Genomic DNA, 16,973 nt, shown 5'->3' on the forward strand with positions numbered 1-16,973 from the left:
GCTCACGGCACGATCGAGTCGACGTAGCCGCCGTCGACACGGACGGCGGCTCCTGTCGTGGCCGAGGAGAGCGGGGAAGCCAGGTACACCACCAGGTTGGCGATCTCCTCGGGTTCGATGAGCCGCTGCAGCAGTGATTGCGGCCGGTGCAGGCGCATGAACTCGCGCTGTGCCTCGTCCCACGGCAGATCCTTGTCGACCAGTTCGTAGACGAAGTCCTCGACGCCGCCGGTGTGGGTCGGGCCCGCGATCACCGAGTTGACCGTGACGCCCGTCCCCGCCGCGGCCTTGGCGAAACCCCTGGAGACGCCGAGCAAAGCGGTCTTCGACACTCCATAGTGGATCATCTCGGCGGGGATGACGATCGCGGAATCGCTGGCGATGTACTGGATCCGTCCCCAGCCGCGGCTCGTCATCCCCGGCAGGTACGCCCGGGTCAGCCGCACCGCGGCGAGGACGTTGACCTCGAAGTACCGCCGCCACTCGTCGTCGGTGATGTCCAAAGGGGACTGTGTCCCGAAGATGCCGAGATTGTTGACCAGGACGTCGATGTCGGGCACCGCGTCCAGGACCTGGGCGGTGCCGTCGTCCGTCGACACGTCACCCGCCGCCGCGACGACGTCGGCGTCCGGGACCTCGGCGCGCAGGCGGTCGATCGCGGACGTGACACCGGCTTCGCCCCGGCCGTTGAGCGCGACCCGGGCACCGACCCTGGCCAGCCCCGTGGCGATGGCGAAACCGATGCCCTGCGTCGATCCGGTGACGAGGGCCGTCTTCCCGCTCAGGTCCAGTCGCATGGCCCCAGTCTGGCGCAGAAGATCACCGGGCGCAGGATCTCAGCATTGAGAGGACTAAACGCGGGCGGCCTTCGCGTAGCGGCGGGCCAAGGCGGCGAACGCCTCCTTCAGTTCAGCGGGCCCGACGACTTCGACGTCCGCGTCGAAGCGGCCGATGCTCGCCGCCAGTCCGGCCCACGACCAGGACCCCAGCACGAGGCGGCACCGATCCGGCCCGGCCTCCTCGACGACGCCGTCCCGGACGTAGTGGGCCACGGTCGTGGCGGGGAGGTCGAGGATCACCTCACCGCGGCAGGGCCACTCGCCCGAGTCCACTTCGGACGATCCCCGGAACCGGCTCGCGACGAAGGTGGCGACATCGGGGGAAGGCAATTCGCGTGGGGTGAACCGGGGCCCGGCCGGGGTGCGCGGGGTGATCCGGTCGGCCCGGAAGGTACGCCAGTCCTCGCGGTCGAGGTCCCAGGCGACGAGGTACCAGCGGCCGTGCCAGGTGACGAGATGGTGTGGTTCCGCCCGGCGCGGTAGCGCGGTTCCCTCGTAGTCGAACCGCAGGACTTCGCGCGCGTGGACGGCCGCGCCGAGGGCCAGCAGGACGTCGCCGTCGACCCGGGGCTCCGACCGGCTCGCGGGCGATTCGACGGCGGTGACCCGCAACGTGTCTATCCGGCGCCGAAGCCGCGACGGCATCACCTGCCGGACGGTGTGCAGCGCCCGCATCGCCGCCTCTTCGATCCCCGCGCCGCTCGTGGTGGCGATCTGGAGCGCGACCGCCAGCGCGACCGCCTGGTCGTCGTCGAACAGCAGCGGCGGCAGTTCGGACCCGGCGTCGAGCCGGTACCCGCCGTCGGGGCCCTTGACGGTCGCGATGGGGTAGCCGAGCTCGCGAAGCCTGTCGACGTCGCGCCGCACGGTGCGCGGGCTGATGTCCAGCCGCTCGGCCAGCAGCGCTCCCGGCCAGTCGCGGCGGGCCTGCAGCAACGAGAGCATCGAGAGCAGTCGCGCGGAGGTCTTCGGCATGTTTTCCATGATGCCTCAAGTAGAGGCCACTCACTGTCCTCTACTCCTGCGAGAGTCGGTCTCGTGCCAGAAAACGACAACCCGGAGGGCCTGATGACCGCCACCATCCTCGACGCCGAACGCGCCGACCTGCTCGGAGCCCTCGCCACCGTCCGCGCCACGCTGACCGCCACTGTCCAAGGACTCACGGACGAGCAGCTCGGAGCGACGCCGACGGTCAGCGCGCTGTGCCTCGGCGGCCTGATCAAGCACGTCGCCTCGGTCGAAGCCATGTGGCTGCGGTTCGTGGTCGGCGGCCCGGACGCGGTGCGGTACGACCTGCCCGAAGGCGTCACCTGGGCCGACCTCGGCGCCGGGACCGCCCGCGAGTTCCCGCAGTGGGCGATCGACCACCAGAACGAATTCAGGATGCTGCCCGGCGACACCCTCGAGGCGATCCTCAAGCAGTACGAGGAGGTGGCCGTGCGGACGAAGGAGGTCATCTCGTCGGTTCCCGACCTGTCCGCGACGCATCCGCTGCCGGAGGCGCCGTGGAACGCGCCGGGCGCGGTGCGCAGCGTGCGCGGGGTGCTGGCGCACCTCATCGCCGAGACCGCGCAGCACGCCGGCCACGCCGACATCCTGCGCGAGAGCATCGACGGCCAGAAGTCGACCTGACCCCCGCATCCTCGTGAGTGGTAAGGACGGTTCTGGTGGACCTGTATTTGCTTACCCACTGGATCCTGATGTCATCTCGGTGGCTTGTAGCGCTTGTTCTGGATGCCGATGTGGGCGAGTGGGGAGGATTTGAGACGTTCAACGTCCCAAATCCTCCCCGCTCGGCTGCCGTTCGCGAGGTTGTGGGGTGGCACGGTCTTGATCCTCCGTTGATCAAGCTCTGAGAACGGGACCCCCGCCTCGACGATGAAGGAATCGGGACGTTGAACGTCCCGATTCCTTCATCGTCAAACATCCTTCACACTCGAACGTGCCGCGGTGAGATTCCGGTGTCATCGAACTCCGAGACCTGAGCGACCCCCTCGACTACCGCACACCATCTTCGCCCTGGTCACGCGTAGGTAGGCAAATACCGGTCCGTTCTAACCGTCCTTACCACTCACGAGGTGCCACAGCTCGCTCACAGCTTCCTGCCGTAGGGTCCCCGCCCGGCGGCGGACCTGATCATGGTGGTGGTTGTGTGCGGGAGAGTGCGGCGGAGCGGCGGTTCCGCCCGGAGATCCAGGGATTACGGGCGCTCGCGTGCGTGCTGGTGGTCGTCTACCACGTGTGGCTCGGCCGGATCTCCGGCGGCGTCGACGCCTTCTTCCTGATCTCCGGGTTCCTCGTCACCGGCCAGCTCTACCGTGCGGCGGCGCGCGGGAAGATCGAGTACCGGCCGATGTGGGGCCGGATGATCAAGCGCCTGTTCCCGGCCGCGCTCACCGTGTTGCTGCTGGTCGTCGTGGCGAGCGCGGTGCTGCTGCCGCAGAACCGCTGGTTCCAGACGATCAAGGAGGTCGTCGCTTCCGCGCTGTATCTGGAGAACTGGCAGCTGGCGGCGGATTCCACCGACTACTTCGCGCAGCACAACTCGGCCAGCGTCGTCCAGCATTTCTGGTCGCTGTCGATCCAGGGCCAGTTCTACGTGGTCTGGCCGCTGCTGGTCGGCCTGGTCCTGCTGATCGCCAGGCGGGCGCGGCGCAACGTCCTGCCGCTGCTGCTCGCCGCCCTCGGCACCGTGTTCGCGGCCTCGCTGGCCTACTCGGTGTGGCTCACCGCGGTCGATCAGCCCTTGGCGTACTTCGATTCGCTGACCCGGGCCTGGGAGTTCGCGCTCGGTGGCCTGCTCGCGCTCGTGCTCGACAGGGTTTCGGTGCCCCGGAACGCGCGGGTCGTGTTCGGCTGGGCCGGGGTCGCCGGACTCGTCTCCTGCGGGCTCGTGCTCCAGGTCGGGACGGTCTTCCCCGGCTATCTCGCGCTGTGGCCGACGCTCTCGGCGGCGCTGGTGATCCTCGCGGGCGACACCGCGTTCAAGGGCGGCGCGGACCGCTTCCTCAGCAGCCGCCCGCTGAAGTATCTCGGCGATCTGAGTTACGCGCTCTACCTCTGGCACTGGCCAGTCCTGGTCTTCTATCTCGTTTCCCGCGACCAAGCCGAAGTCGGGCTCCGCGGCGGCGCGGTGATCATCGCGCTGGCGTTCGTCCTCGCCGTGCTGACCCATCATCTGGTCGAGCGGCCGCTGCGAGCGTCCGCGATCGGGGTCCGCACCCGCTGGGGCGCGTACCGGTTCGGCGTCGCGACGCTCGCGGCGGTCCTCGCCGCGACAGGGGCTTGGCAGTGGGTCAGCGTGCGGCAGGCGGAGAACTATTCGATCGCGGTCGACGATCCGGACCATCCCGGCGCGCTCGCGCACACCGACGGGTTCACCTACTGGGGTGCCGCCGACGCCGCGCTCGTCCCGTCCTTCGTCGCCGTGTCCGAAGACTGGGCGGGCATCGACCCGGCCCGCTGCGGATCGTCCCCGCGCAACGCCGACCTCGAGGTCTGCACGTCGCAGACGTCGGGCCATCCCACCCGCCGGATCGTGGTCACCGGCGACTCGCACGCCGGGCAGTTCCTCGGCGCGCTGCTGCCGATCGCCGGACAGCGGAACTGGGAAGTGACCTCGATCCTCCGCGGCGGTTGCCCGTTCTCCACCGATTCGGACGCGGTGCCCGGCGACCAGTCCTGCATGGACTGGAACACCGCCGTGGCCGACGAGATCCTCACGACCCGGCCCGACGTGGTGATGACGATCGGCACCAGGGACGTGCGAGTCGGTGTCGAGGAACGGGTTCCCGGCGGCTACATCGCCCAGTGGCGCAAGATCGACGAGGAGGGCATCCCGGTGCTGGCGGTGCGGGACAACCCGCGCTTCTCCCAGTCACCTTCGGCCTGCGTCGAGACCCGCGGCGCGGAGGCGTCCGAGTGCGCCACACCGCGCTACGACCTCTACGCGGCGGAGCCGCCCTACGAGTCACTGACGGACCTGCCGCCGAACGTGCGGTTCCTCGACTTCAGCGACTACTTCTGCACGGCCGAGGTCTGCCCGCCGGTGATCGGCAACGTGCTCGTCTACCTCGACGACAACCACGTCAGCGGTACCTACATGTCGACGATGTCGGCCATCGCGGAGAAGGCGATCACCGAGGCGCTGGGCTGGGCGGACGACCGAACGGAGGAGCTCGCACCGGGCGGGTGATCAAGACAACAAATCGCCGCAGAATTGCGTCAAACTGCACTAGGTAGATGGTCGGCCAAGATTCTGCGCAACGATTCGGCCTTATCCGCGCAGTGAAACGGCGGATATCGTCGAAGGTGTGAAGATCGCCGTCCACCAGGGCCCCTACGCCGAACTGCCGTCCGCCGTCGCCGCGTCGGGCGCCGACCTCGTGGTCGCCGCCGAAATGATCACCACCGGCTACCACATCGGCGCCCGTTCCCACGAGCTCGCCGAACCCGCCGACGGGCCGACAGCGGCCCGCATGTCCGCGCTGGCCAGGGAAACCGGTGCCGCGCTGGCCTACGGCTATCCCGAAGCCGACGGCGGTCACGTCTACAACAGCGTGCAGCTGATCGGCCCCGACGGACGCCGCCTGGCGAACTACCGCAAGACGCATCTGTTCGGCGACATCGACCGCTCCTGGTTCGAACCGGGCGCCGAGGCGGTCGTGCAGGCGGAGCTCGGTGGTCTCCGGATCGGCCTGCTGATCTGCTACGACGTCGAGTTCCCCGAACTGGTGCGGGCACACGCGCTGGCGGGGACCGACCTGCTCGTGGTGCCGACCGCGCTGATGAGCCCGTACGAACTGGTCGCCGACACCCTGGTGCCCGCCCGTGCCTACGAAAGCCAGTTGTTCGTCGCCTACGCGAACCGCTGTGACACCGAACAGGAACTGACCTACTGCGGCCGCTCCCGGGTCGTCGCCCCGACCGGCGAGGTCCTCGCCACGGCGGGCGCCGGTCCGGACCTGATCAGCGCCGAAGTCACCCGTGACGCGCTCGTCGCGTCGCGACTGGAGAACACCCACCTGGCCGACCGACGGCCCGATCTGTACCGAGGACTTTCCGCATGACCTCCGCCCTCCCGACCGCGATCCACCACGACGAGCCGGCGGGCCGTCCGATCACCATGTTCGGCCCGGACTTCCCGTTCGCCTACGACGATTTCCTCGCGCACCCCGCCGGACTCGGCTCTCTCCCGGCCGAGCGGCACGGCACCGAGGTGGCGGTGATCGGCGGCGGCCTTTCCGGCATCGTCGCCGCGTACGAACTGATGAAGCTCGGCTTGCGCCCGGTGGTCTACGAGATCGCCGAGATCGGCGGCCGCCTGCGCACGGTGAACTTCCCCGGCTGCCCGGACGACGTCGTCGCGGAGATGGGCGCGATGCGCTTCCCGCCCGCGTCCACCGCGCTCTTCCACTACATCGACAAGGTCGGCCTGGAAACGACGCCGTTCCCGAACCCGCTGGCGCCGGGAACGCCGAGCACCGTCGTCGACCTCAAGGGGGAGAGCCACTACGCGCGCACGCCGGACGAACTCCCCGCGGTCTTCGGCAAGGTCGCGGCCGCCTGGGACAGCACACTGGCCGAGCAGGCCGCGTTCGCCGAAATGCAGGCCGCGATCCGCGAGCGCGACACGAAGACGATCAAGCGGCTCTGGAACGAACTCGTGCCGCGCCTGGACGACCAGACGTTCTACGGCTTCCTCTGCCAGTCACCCGCGTTCGCCTCGTTCCGCGACCGCGAGATCTTCGGGCAGGTCGGCTTCGGCACCGGCGGCTGGGACACCGACTTCCCCAACTCCATCCTGGAGATCCTGCGGGTGGTCTACACCGGCGCCGACGACGAGCACCGCAGCATCTCCGGCGGGAGCAGGCAGCTTCCGTTGCGGCTCTGGGAACACGCGCCCGAGGACCTCGCCTTCTGGCCCGCGGGAACGAGTCTGAGCTCGCTGCACGGCGGCGGGCCGAACCCCGGTGTCGCCCGGCTGCACCGCACGGCGCCGAACAACATCACCGTGACCGACACCGAAGGCCGCGTCCGCACCTATCCGGCGGCGGTGTTCACCGCGCAGAGCTGGATGCTGCTGTCGAAGATCGAATGCGACGAGGCGCTGTTCCCGATCGACCACTGGACGGCGATCGAGCGCACGCACTACATGGAGTCCTCGAAGGTCTTCGTCCCGGTGGACCGGCCCTTCTGGCTGGACAAGGACCCGGAGACCGGCCGCGACACGATGAGCATGACGCTCACCGACCGCATGCCGCGCGGCACCTACCTGCTCGGCGACGACCCGGACGCGCCCGCGGTGATCTGCCTGTCCTACACCTGGGCCGACGACTCGCTGAAGTGGCTGCCGCTCTCGGTGTCCGAACGGGTCGAGGTGATGCTGCAGTCGCTGCGGGAGATCTACCCGGGCGTCGACGTCCGGCGGCACATCATCGGCGATCCGGTGACCGTGTCGTGGGAGGCCGAACCGCATTTCATGGGCGCGTTCAAGGCCAACCTGCCCGGCCACTACCGCTACCAGCACCGGCTGTTCACGCATTTCATGCAGGACCGGCTGGAGAAGCGTCATCGCGGTCTTTTCCTGGCGGGCGACGACGTTTCGTGGACGGCGGGCTGGGCGGAAGGCGCGGTCCAGACGGCCCTCAACGCGGTGTGGGGCGTCCTGCACCACTTCGGCGGCGAGACCGACCCGGCGAACCCGGGGCCGGGCGATGTCTACGACGACATCGCGCCCGTCGCACTGCCGGACTGAGCCCGGCGCTTCACCAGCCACGCCGTGCCGAGCGCGAGAAACATGCCGAGGACCGCGCCGAGGGTGTTCATCAGCCAGTCGTTGGTGTCGCAGGCACGGCCTATCGCGGGCACGAGTGCCTGCACGGCCTCGACCACCGCGGACAGCGCCGAGCCCGCCGCGAGCGTCGTCAGCGGCCGCCGGGACGCCAGCGCGGCGAAGTACACCGGAGGCAGGAACAGCGCGACGTTGGCCAGGAGTTCCACCGCGCCGAGCGTGGGCAGGAAGAACTGGACCGTGCACCCGGTCTCGTCGAGCGTGCGGCCGGCGGGCACCAGCGTCAGCGCGAAGACCGGCACCAGCGACACCCCGGTGAGGGCCCACAGGATCCGGCGCTTGCCCGCCAGCAGGTGACCGAGGACGGCGCAGACGAGCGCGACCAGGAGGATCGCCACCGGCACGAGGGCGGAGTGGTCGAGGAGGAAGTTCGTGATCATGGCGAGCCGATCCTACGAGCACGCCCGCTCAGGCGGTGAACGCGACCTCCGCCGCGGGCACCACGCGCAGCCGCCCGCCGGGGTGGATCGCCGTGGCCAGGATCAGGTTGTGCCGGGCGATGACCTGCTCGGCGGTCAGCCCCATGGTGGGATCGCCGTCGGCGGACGGCGCGTGGCCGTCGCCGACCAGCACGACGTCGAGACCGTGGCTCTGCGCGGACCGGGCGGTCGCGTCGACGCAGTAGTCGGTGGCCAGCCCGGTCAGCACCACGGTGTCGACGCCCCGTTCGACGAGCAGCCCCGCCAGCCCGGTGCGGTAGAAGGAATCCGTCGCCGTTTTGTCGACCACCACGTCGACCGGTTCGAGGCCGAGCAGCGGGCTGAGCCGGGTGCCCGGCGAATCGGGGTCGAAGTCCGTGCCGGAGGCGCCGATCTGCCGCAGGGCGATCACCGGAACGCCGTGGGCGCGGGCTTCGCGCGCCAGCGCGGCGATCCGGGACGCCAGTTCCTCGCCGCGCCAGACCAGGGGAACGAGCATTTCCTGCATGTCGACGATCAGCAGCGCGGCCCTCATGGACGTCAGCCTAGGGCAGCGGGCGATTCGGCCTCCGGGATGAGCAGGCGCGGCGCACCCGTGCCGTCGGCGGGGACGGCCCAGACGTCGGAGTGTCCTTGCGTGCGGGGGAGGGCGTAACCGACGGTGCGGTCGTCGAGCCAGGCGGGCTGGTCGTCGACGCTCCGGGTCTCGGCCAGCGGCGTCACGGTGCCGCTCGCGAGGTCGAGCACCGAGACCCGCCAGCCCTTGGCGGGATCGCCGTCGATGGCGGACTTGTAGGCGATCCGGGTCTCGTCGGGGGAGAGGGACGGGCATTCGACGTTGTCCCGCACCGTTCTGGCCGTGCGGGCCTTGGCGTCGCCTTCGACGAGGTAGCGGTGGGAGCCGGTGGACATGGTGGCGTAGAACCGGTCCGGCCGGCTGGTGAAGGTGACGCCCCAGAAGTTGACGTCGGCCGCCTTGTACGGCTCGCCGTCCACGGTCACGGCGAAGTCCTCGAGCGTCCCCTCGACGTCGCCGGTGGTGAGATCGAGGGTGCCGGCGCGGGTGGAGAACCGGCCGCCGTTGTAGGAATCGCCGGTGACGAACACCGTCCACGCGAGACGGCGCCCGTCGGCCGAGACACGGGCCCGGTTGGGCAGCCCGACCAGCGGGATCTCCTGCGTGACCGCGAGACGGCCGTCGAGGACGGCCAGTTGATAGGTGGTCAGCCCGGTCTCCGGGCGCAGGCAGATCCCGGTGCCGCCCGCCGCGTAGACCCGGCTGCAGCTGACGTCCGAGACCGCCCGCGCGCCGCCCGGATCGGCCGCGGCGACGCTGGACACGTGCCCGCGGTCGGCGTCGGCGGTGCTGCGGAACAGCAACCGAGATCCGTCGAGGGTGACGGCTCCGCTCGTGCCCGCCGACGCGGTGTCCTGGTTGCGCGCTCCCGCCACCCCGACGTAGATCACGGCGGCCGCAACCAGCGTGAGTGCTCCGGTGACGGCGATCAGGACGCGGGTACGGGTGTTCACGGTCGTGCCTTCCTTTCTCCGCCCGCGGGCGCGTCCACAGTGGACACGCCCGCGGGGTTCACCCGGTTACTGCCACACGCTCGTGATCGGCGACTTGTTCGCCGCGTTGGCGATGCCCGGCAGGCCGAACGCCGCCTCCATCGTGCGGAGGATCGAGTAGTGGTTGATGGATTCGCTGTAGCTGCCCGGCTTCACGTGGGCGCCGACGAAGGTGGTGAAGATCTGGTTCACCGACGTGCCGCTGTCCTCGTCGAAATTGACGATCAGGAGGCTGTTGTGCGTCTTCGCCCATTGGGCATAGGCGTCGAGGTTCTTCTTCAGCCATTTGTCGCCGGTGTCGACCGGGCAGTCGTGCATGTCGCTGCACAGATCCGGGGTCACGAACGCGATGTGCGGGAGCTTCGTGAAGTCGGTCGGGAACGAAGAAAACCGCTTGTTCGCCGACGCCGGGACGTTGCCGAAGCTGACCCAGCTGTTGTGCTTGCGGGCGTATTTGTCCTTCGTGCAGCCCGTGTAACCGTCGGACGGCATGCTTTCCGCGTACCCGACGAAGGTCTTGCCGATGCCGAAAAGCTGGGAGGCGATGTTCTCCTTGTTCCCCAGATCCTGGCATTTGTTGCTGTCGACCCCGTGGGTCGTCCCCGCGAACTGGGCGATGTAGTTCGGCTGGCTGGGGTGCGTGGTCCCGTACGCCTTGGTGAACTTGGCCCCCTGCGAGGCGAGCTTGTTGAAGTACGGGGCCTTGGAACTGCCGTTGATCTCCTTGTAGTCCTTGTTCTCGAACATCACGAGGACGATGTGGTCGAACGCGGGTACTTTCGCGGCCGCGGGCTGTATCGCGACGGCTTGGGTGTCCTCATGGGACACCACGAGCGCCGTGGCCAGCCCGGTCGCGGCCACGGCGGCGACCGCGATCCGTTTCCAGAACATGAAACCTCCTGGGAAAAGGTTGAAACTTTGACGACCAACCATCGGGTTCAGCGGCGCTCCGCAGGCGGTGACAGAGTCAGACATCGGATGTCTTAGCTGCATTTAAACGGCAGGGAAGTCTTCGGCCTACCAAGATCGCCTGACTGGAGTAACCGGCTGGTGGTGAACGCCCCAAAACCGGCATTTGCTGGCACGAAACCGTGTAAACCTCCCGGTCGGTCTTGCGTAGGAGGACGGGAACCGATGGACTTATCGCCACTCGCTGATTCAGCCGGTTGACAGTGGCGACGCCATTTCACCGGCTTCGTGGTGTACTCATCCGACCATTGGTTAAGGTGGTCGGCGTGAAGCCCTTTTCGCCGAGACCGGCCGGATACACGATCGAAGAACTTTCCGTGATCGTCGGCATGTCGGCGCGCAATATCCGGGCGCACCAGACGAGGGGTTTGCTGCCCCCGCCGGTCCGGCACGGCCGGTCCGCCTCCTACGGTCCGGTGCATCTGCGGCGCCTGCGGCGTATCACGATGCTGCAGAAACAGGGCTTCAACCTGGTGTCCATCGCCGCGATGCTCGGAACGACCACAGTGGACGGCGACGCCGGACGGCTGGACGCGGCGATGGCCGATCTCGCCCGTGACCAGCCCGCCGTCGCCCGGTGCCTGGAACGGCACGGCGTGCTCGGCCTGGACGAGGAGGGTGAGCCCGCCGTCGTGCGCCCGTCCGTTTCGCGCGCGGTGGCGGACCTCGCCGGGGCCGGTGTCCCGCCTGTCGCCGCCCTGCGCCTCCTCGGGCAGTTCATGGACCGGGTCGCCCCGCTGGCCGGCGAGCAGCTGGCCGCGCTGAAAGCTCAGACCGGGGGCGTCTCGGCCACTTCCCGGGCCTGTTTCGCCGAGCTTCTTGTAAGCGCTTTCAGGACGACGGTCGAGAACGCGGCCGAGGTCACTTTTCCAGACGGTGAGCCAGGGAAACGGCCGCCGAGGTAGCCGTCGCCGTCGCTGTCCCGAGGTCGGTGCCCTCGGCGAAACTGGACAGGATGACGACGACGTAGCGATCGCCCTCACCGACGAGCCCGGTCGTGTGCGCGTCCACGGCGCCCCGTCCGGACGCCCAGCCCTGCTTCACGGCCCACGGCCGGTCTTGGAAGCCGGTCGGGATGCCGAAGTGCTGGTCGAATCCGTCGGCGGCTTTCCGCGTGGCCTCTCGCAGCGGCTTGAGGATCACGTTCCGCTTGGCTTTCGGCAGTTCGAGGATGTGCCGGTACACCAGGGCGATGTCGTCCGCGGTGGACAGCGTGTCGCCCCAGCGGCCCGGGTCGGCGGGCGCGGAGGTGTTCTTCAGCCCGGCCGCGGCCGCCGTCCTGGTCACGATCGCGGGCCCGCCGTTCCTGGTCCAGAGGGTGTTGGCGACGGCGTCGTCGCTTTTCGCCAGCATCCGGTACAACTGGGCTTGGTCGCCTTTGCCCGGCTTGTGGGTGAGGACGTCCAGTGCGATGAACAACTTCACCACCGAAGCCGTGCGGAATCTCTCCGCTCCCTGGTCGTCGACCACCTGCTTGCCCGAGGTGCGGTCGAAGACCACGGTGGCGGTCCGCTTTTCCGGCGCCGGCCTGCTCGCCGCGTTGGCCTGGAAAATGACGTAACCGAGGATTCCGGTGAGGACCAGGAAAGCGGTCAGGACCGTCACGCGAAGGCGGAGCCGCCGGTTCGCGCCGGGAACGGCTATCGGCCTGGTTCGTTCGTCGTCGAACATGACGACGATGTTCAGAGGCGATCATCGTTGTCCCGTCTCGTTCTTGTCATGAACGTGTAACAGCGGCCGGCTGCACGGAAACCGTTCCGGCGCTTCGGAAACCGGGCCGGACCTGGTGCCGGGGATACCGGCCGATCGGCCGATGTGGACCGGCTTTCCGGTCGATGCGGATCAGGAACGCTGCACGATGACCTGATCGACCAGGGTGCCGTCGGCGCTGATCGCGCGAACGTCCATTTTGGGCGGCGTGGTGCCCGTGCCCGCGATGACGTCGACCGCGACCAGGCTGTACCCGCGGAACCGGACGCGGGACCAGGTGACCTTCTTGGTGCGGTCCTGGCCGTCCTTCTCCGAGTACTTCATCGGGACGGGGGCGTCGTTGGGGGTCTCGTGGCCGAGGTAGGTGTCGGGGGCCGGGAACTCGGAGACGCTGCCGCCACCGCCACCCGCGGTGATGTAGGTCGTCCCGTCCTTGACCGGGTTCGTGGTCCCGCGCGACGGCACCTTCTTGACGGACTTGCCGGCGCGGATCGGATCGGTGCGCTCGTAGATGTGGTTGTGCCCGTTGAGCACCAGGTCCACTTGGTACTTGTCGAAAAGCGGCCCCCAGTCCTTCTGCGCGCCGAGTTCGGCGCCGTTGGAATGGCAGGTGGAGTACGTGCACTGGTGGCAGTAGACGACGATGAAGTCGATCGTGGGGTCGGCGCGGAAGGCGGCCAGCGTCTTACCGAGCCACTTGAGCTGCTTTCCCTTGGTGTAGTCCAGGTTCGACGGGCTGTTGTAGCAGACGTCGTTGCCGTCCAGGCTGATCAGGCCGACGTTCTGGTAGCGCCACGAGTAGATGCAGGTGGACCCGTCCCAGGCGTTGTCCGGCATGGTGAAACGCGCGCGGACACCGCCGTAGCCGTCCGCGGAGTACCAGCCCTCCATCTCGTGGTTGCCGAGCGCCATCATCCACGGGATCCCCGCCGTGACGGGTTCGTTCTGCACGAAGAAGGAGTCCCACAGGCGCGCGTCGTACTGGTCTTCCTCCGGGTGCCCGCCCTCGCCCTCGAGGGCGTAGCTCAGGTCGCCCATGGCGAGGTGGAAGGCGGGATCGAGGCCCGCGATCAGGCTGCTGGTCGCGACGGCGTTGTAGCCGACACCCTGGTCGCCGAACGCGGTGAACGAGAACGTCCCGTCGCCGCCCGGTGCCGGGGCGGTGCGGAAACTCGCCATCTCGCCCAGCCTGGCGGCGGGGTCGTAACCCTCGTGGCCGACGACGTAGTAGTACGTGGTGTTGGGCAGGAGCCGGTCGATCCGGGCGTGGAGGTAGTACTGGGTGATCGCCTTCGGGCTGTTCGGCGGCACTTCCTCGACCGGATGCTGCCAGGACATCTGGCTGGTCAGCGCCCGGACTTCGGCCGGGATGGGCGGGCTGAAGTCGCCGGGGACCGTGCCGATCCGGACGAACGGCGCGGTGACCGCCGCCGGTACCTGCCAGGAGACCACGACCTGCTGGGAAGGGTCGGTCCCGTAGGCGATGTGCCGTCCGAACGGCCGCAGCGCCGAACCCGCGACCTTGTCGGCGTTGAGCAGCACGGTCGGGCCGGGTGAGGCGATGGCGGTGCCGGACTGCAGGACGCCGCCGAAGGTGAGCGCCGCGCCGCTCACCGCGCCCACCCGGAACAGGGTCCGCCGCGAGTACCGGTTGACGAAGTTGTCGTGCTTCTCGGCCAAGCTGAGCCGACGATAGGCTTGAGACCTGCTGTTTCGGGGAGTCTCAGACATGAAATCGAAGTTAAGAAGGCTTCTTAACTAAGTCAAGAGGTGGGGGCGGGCTGCACGGAACCGTGCAAGTGGCAGGCGGGTTTATGGGTGGTTAGGGCGGTTCTGACCGTCTTGTCGGCGCCGCGGCCCAAAGGCTGTGTCGAGGGTGGCGGTCGCGCTCAGCGCTTGAGTCACCGGCCGCAAGTAGTCCTCTAGATGCGGTCGGTCGGTTGTGAGCGGGCGAGAAACCCCGACCGACGCGTTCCGGCGCTGCCCTGTCCACCTGAAGTACGTGATGGCCCCCTTGCTTGCGCCTAGCGCAGTGAAGGGGTCCTTCCTGTACTTGGGGAAGGGGGCCCTTCACGCGCGGCCGCTGTGGCTGTTGGTGCGGGTGGGGCGAAAGTGGCGGTCGTGGCGATCACGAAGGTAGTGAAGGCCTCCATCACTACTCTCAAGGTAGGCAAGGAGTCCTTCACGGACCGCGCCGCCCACGTCCCCGCGCTCACACCAGTTCGGACGAGACGACCGAGCCCAGCTCTCGCAGTCGCTCCAGCAGCGGTTCGACCTCGTCCGCCGCGATCAGGACGGCGCAGGTCATGCTGCTTTCCCGGACCCCGTCGCGCACGTCGACCGATAGTTCGTGGACGAGGCAGCCGAGCGCGTCGACCAGGCCGGGGATCTGGTCGACGCCGCCGACGAAGTAGGTGGCGATCCGGCGGCGGACCATCAGGGACGAACGAGGGGCGAAAGTGGTGAGCGACATCGTGGTCTCCAAAGGCGGGAAACGAGCAGGCCATGGAGGGCCAGGTCCCGGGAGATGCCCCGTGTCGAGGGGTCGCCGGAATGCGCGCCGGCGACCTGGTTCAGCCGGCGCGCTTGACTACGAGTCGGGTAAAGCGGAGTCGAGTCCAGCGCTGCACGGCGCCAGGCTAGCACGACCTACTGGCGAGTCACGAGAGCCTCAGCCGGGGACCCTGTTCGCGGATGTGGGCGGCCGAGCCGCAGTCGAGGTCGAGTTGCCGTCGCCGTTCGGCGGCGAAGGCGCGGCCGAGACCGGTGCGGTCCGAAGTGGACAGTGTGCGCCGGAGTTCGTTCAGCAACCCGCGTTCCTCCGCGCGGATATGCGCGTCGACCGAATTCTCCAGTGACGCCAACGCCTTTTCGAAGTCGTCCGGTTCCAGTACCGCCAGCAGTTCGGCGGCGAGCGCGCTCTCCGTCGCGTCAGGACGGACGATCCGTTCCGTAGCGGTGACGTGGGCGACCAGTTCCGCCGACAGTTCCGCGATCAGTGCCGGACGGTCGGCCTCGTCGTTGCGGAGGTCCCGGAACAGCTGCTCGATCCGGCGGTGATCGGCCAGCATGACCTCGACCAGGTCGGAGCCCGGGGGCGCGGCCGTCGGTCCCGGGCGCATCCAGCCGAACGTCAGTTCCACGGCCTGCCGCCAATGCGCGTACTCGCTGTCGCGGCGGGCGGGGTTCATCGACGGCAGCCATTGCCCGGCGCGATGCCAGTTCCGGCGCAGGCCCTCCAGGTCCGGCCAGTAGCCGACCGCCAGCCCGGCCGCGTACGCCGCGCCCAGCGACACCGTCTCGGCGACCATCGGGCGGACCACCGGCACGTCGAGGACGTCGGCGACGAACTGCATCAGCAGGTTGTCCGCGGTCATCCCACCGTCCACTTTGAGCGTCGACAGCGCGAGCCCGGAATCGGCGTTCATAGCGTCGACGACCTCGCGCGTCTGCCAGCCGGTGGCCTCCAGCACGGCCCTCGCCAGGTGCCCCTTGGTGATGTACGACGTCAGCCCGGCGATCACGCCGCGCGCCTCGCTGTGCCAGTGCGGCGCGAACAGCCCCGAGAACGCGGGCACGATGTAGCAGCCGCCGTTGTCCTCCACCGTCCGGGCCAGCGTCTCGATCTCGGGCGCGCTGCCGATCAGTTCGAGGCCGTCGCGGAACCACTGCACGAGCGACCCGGTGACCGCGATCGAGCCCTCCAGCGCGTACACGGCGGGTTCGTCGCCGATCTTGAACCCGACGGTGGTCAGCATGCCGTGGGTCGAGAGCACCGGCGTCGGGCCGGTGTTGAGCAGCAGGAAGCTCCCCGTCCCGTACGTGCACTTCGCCTCGCCGGGCGCGAAGCAGGTCTGGCCGAACAGTGCCGCCTGCTGATCGCCGAGCGCCGCCGCGATCCGGATCCCCGGCACCACCCGCGACGTCGTCCCGTACACCTCGGCCGACGGCCGGATCTCCGGCAGCATCGCGCGCGGGACGTCGAAGAACTCCAGCAGCTCGTCGTCCCACGAGAGGGTCCGCAGGTTCATCAGCATGGTGCGCGAGGCGTTGGTGACGTCGGTGATGTGGACGCCGCCCTCGGGGCCGCCGGTGAGGTTCCAGATCAGCCAGCTCTCGACCGTCCCGAACAGGACGTCGCCGCGCTCGGCGCGTTCCCGCAGGCCAGGCGTCCTTTCGAGCATCCACCGGATACGGGGCGCGGAGAAGTACGTGGCCAGCGGCAGCCCGCACAGCTGACGGACTCGGTCGGCGCCCGGTTCGCGGGCGAGGTGTTCGAGCATGGCGTCGGTGCGGGTGTCCTGCCAGACGATCGCGCGGCCGACCGGGTTGCCGGTGTGGCGGTCCCACAGCACGGTGGTCTCGCGCTGGTTCGCGATGCCGAGCCCGGCCACTTGCCCGGCTTCCACGCCGGCGTCGGCCAGCGCCTGCGGCACGATCCGGGCGACGTTGCGCCAGATCTCCGTCGCGTCGTGTTCGACCCAGCCCGGCCGGGGGAAGTGCTGCTGGTGCTCGCGCTGCGCGACCGACACCAGCCTGCCGCGCGCGTCGAACAGGATGCACCGCGTCGAGGTGGTGCCCTGGTCGATCGACATCACATAGCGCTGGACCACG

At 68.8% G+C, this 16,973-nt stretch carries 15 protein-coding genes; 5 read left to right on the plus strand and 10 right to left on the minus strand.

All coding sequences use genetic code 11. The features are described from left to right. Positions 1-2: 2 nt before the first annotated feature. Positions 3-797, minus strand: a complete 795-nt coding sequence (locus ACLJRM_RS43110; protein ID WP_410666323.1) for an SDR family NAD(P)-dependent oxidoreductase — start codon at positions 795-797, stop codon at positions 3-5. 54 nt (positions 798-851) lie between these two features. Further along, positions 852-1,814 carry a helix-turn-helix transcriptional regulator gene (locus ACLJRM_RS43115; protein ID WP_101613268.1) on the minus strand — a complete coding sequence of 321 codons (963 nt, stop codon included), beginning with the start codon at positions 1,812-1,814 and terminating at the stop codon, positions 852-854. Positions 1,815-1,907: 93 nt separating this feature from the next. Between ACLJRM_RS43115 and ACLJRM_RS43120 the strand changes: the two genes are divergently transcribed. The 4 genes from ACLJRM_RS43120 to ACLJRM_RS43135 all read left to right on the plus strand — a co-directional run bounded on the left by ACLJRM_RS43120 (position 1,908) and on the right by ACLJRM_RS43135 (position 7,596). Further along, the gene (locus tag ACLJRM_RS43120; protein ID WP_410666344.1) at positions 1,908-2,471 is read left to right on the plus strand and encodes a DinB family protein; all 564 of its coding nucleotides are present in this window, start codon (positions 1,908-1,910) and stop codon (positions 2,469-2,471) included. A 520-nt stretch (positions 2,472-2,991) separates the two neighbouring features. Next, positions 2,992-5,034 carry an acyltransferase family protein gene (locus ACLJRM_RS43125; RefSeq protein WP_101608601.1) on the plus strand — a complete coding sequence of 681 codons (2,043 nt, stop codon included), beginning with the start codon at positions 2,992-2,994 and terminating at the stop codon, positions 5,032-5,034. Positions 5,035-5,152: 118 nt separating this feature from the next. Next, the gene (locus tag ACLJRM_RS43130) at positions 5,153-5,908 is read left to right on the plus strand and encodes a carbon-nitrogen hydrolase family protein (RefSeq protein ID WP_410666324.1); all 756 of its coding nucleotides are present in this window, start codon (positions 5,153-5,155) and stop codon (positions 5,906-5,908) included. After that, complete coding sequence (locus tag ACLJRM_RS43135; RefSeq protein ID WP_410666325.1) at positions 5,905-7,596, plus strand: flavin monoamine oxidase family protein; 1,692 nt, start codon at positions 5,905-5,907, stop codon at positions 7,594-7,596. The genes ACLJRM_RS43130 and ACLJRM_RS43135 overlap by 4 nt, the downstream gene beginning before the upstream one ends. Here ACLJRM_RS43135 and ACLJRM_RS43140 read toward each other — a convergent pair. From ACLJRM_RS43140 to ACLJRM_RS43155, 4 genes are all read right to left on the minus strand, one after another. Further along, positions 7,560-8,072, minus strand: coding sequence for a VanZ family protein (locus ACLJRM_RS43140; RefSeq protein WP_410666326.1), 513 nt, complete (start codon positions 8,070-8,072; stop codon positions 7,560-7,562). The two genes, ACLJRM_RS43135 and ACLJRM_RS43140, sit on opposite strands and share 37 nt — an antisense overlap. 28 nt (positions 8,073-8,100) lie before the next feature. After that, positions 8,101-8,646, minus strand: coding sequence for a cysteine hydrolase family protein (locus tag ACLJRM_RS43145; RefSeq protein ID WP_101608597.1), 546 nt, complete (start codon positions 8,644-8,646; stop codon positions 8,101-8,103). Positions 8,647-8,651: 5 nt separating this feature from the next. Continuing rightward, positions 8,652-9,641 (minus strand): TolB family protein, encoded by a 990-nt coding sequence (locus tag ACLJRM_RS43150; RefSeq protein WP_410666327.1) that lies wholly within the window; start codon positions 9,639-9,641, stop codon positions 8,652-8,654. 66 nt (positions 9,642-9,707) lie between these two features. Continuing rightward, positions 9,708-10,571: an alkaline phosphatase family protein gene (locus tag ACLJRM_RS43155; RefSeq protein ID WP_101608595.1), complete on the minus strand. Its 864-nt coding sequence runs from the start codon at positions 10,569-10,571 to the stop codon at positions 9,708-9,710. Between the two features lie 344 nt (positions 10,572-10,915). Here ACLJRM_RS43155 and ACLJRM_RS43160 point away from each other — a divergent pair, with 344 nt between their 5' ends. Next, complete coding sequence (locus ACLJRM_RS43160) at positions 10,916-11,554, plus strand: MerR family transcriptional regulator (RefSeq protein ID WP_410666328.1); 639 nt, start codon at positions 10,916-10,918, stop codon at positions 11,552-11,554. Here the strand turns inward: ACLJRM_RS43160 and ACLJRM_RS43165 are convergent. The 4 genes from ACLJRM_RS43165 to glpK all read right to left on the minus strand — a co-directional run bounded on the left by ACLJRM_RS43165 (position 11,511) and on the right by glpK (position 16,972). Continuing rightward, a complete protein-coding gene (locus ACLJRM_RS43165; protein WP_101608594.1) occupies positions 11,511-12,320 on the minus strand; it encodes a serine hydrolase in 810 nt (269 codons plus the stop codon). The genes ACLJRM_RS43160 and ACLJRM_RS43165 overlap by 44 nt on opposite strands. A 171-nt stretch (positions 12,321-12,491) precedes the next feature. After that, a complete protein-coding gene (locus ACLJRM_RS43170) occupies positions 12,492-14,039 on the minus strand; it encodes a purple acid phosphatase family protein (RefSeq protein ID WP_410666329.1) in 1,548 nt (515 codons plus the stop codon). A 532-nt stretch (positions 14,040-14,571) separates the two neighbouring features. Then, positions 14,572-14,832 (minus strand): hypothetical protein, encoded by a 261-nt coding sequence (locus tag ACLJRM_RS43175; protein WP_410605173.1) that lies wholly within the window; start codon positions 14,830-14,832, stop codon positions 14,572-14,574. A gap of 187 nt (positions 14,833-15,019) precedes the next feature. Further along, positions 15,020-16,972, minus strand: coding sequence for a glycerol kinase GlpK (gene glpK / locus ACLJRM_RS43180; RefSeq protein WP_410666330.1), 1,953 nt, complete (start codon positions 16,970-16,972; stop codon positions 15,020-15,022). Position 16,973: the final 1 nt, after the last annotated feature.

It is taken from the genome of Amycolatopsis sp. lyj-84 (assembly GCF_046549075.1).
Lineage (GTDB): Bacteria > Actinomycetota > Actinomycetes > Mycobacteriales > Pseudonocardiaceae > Amycolatopsis.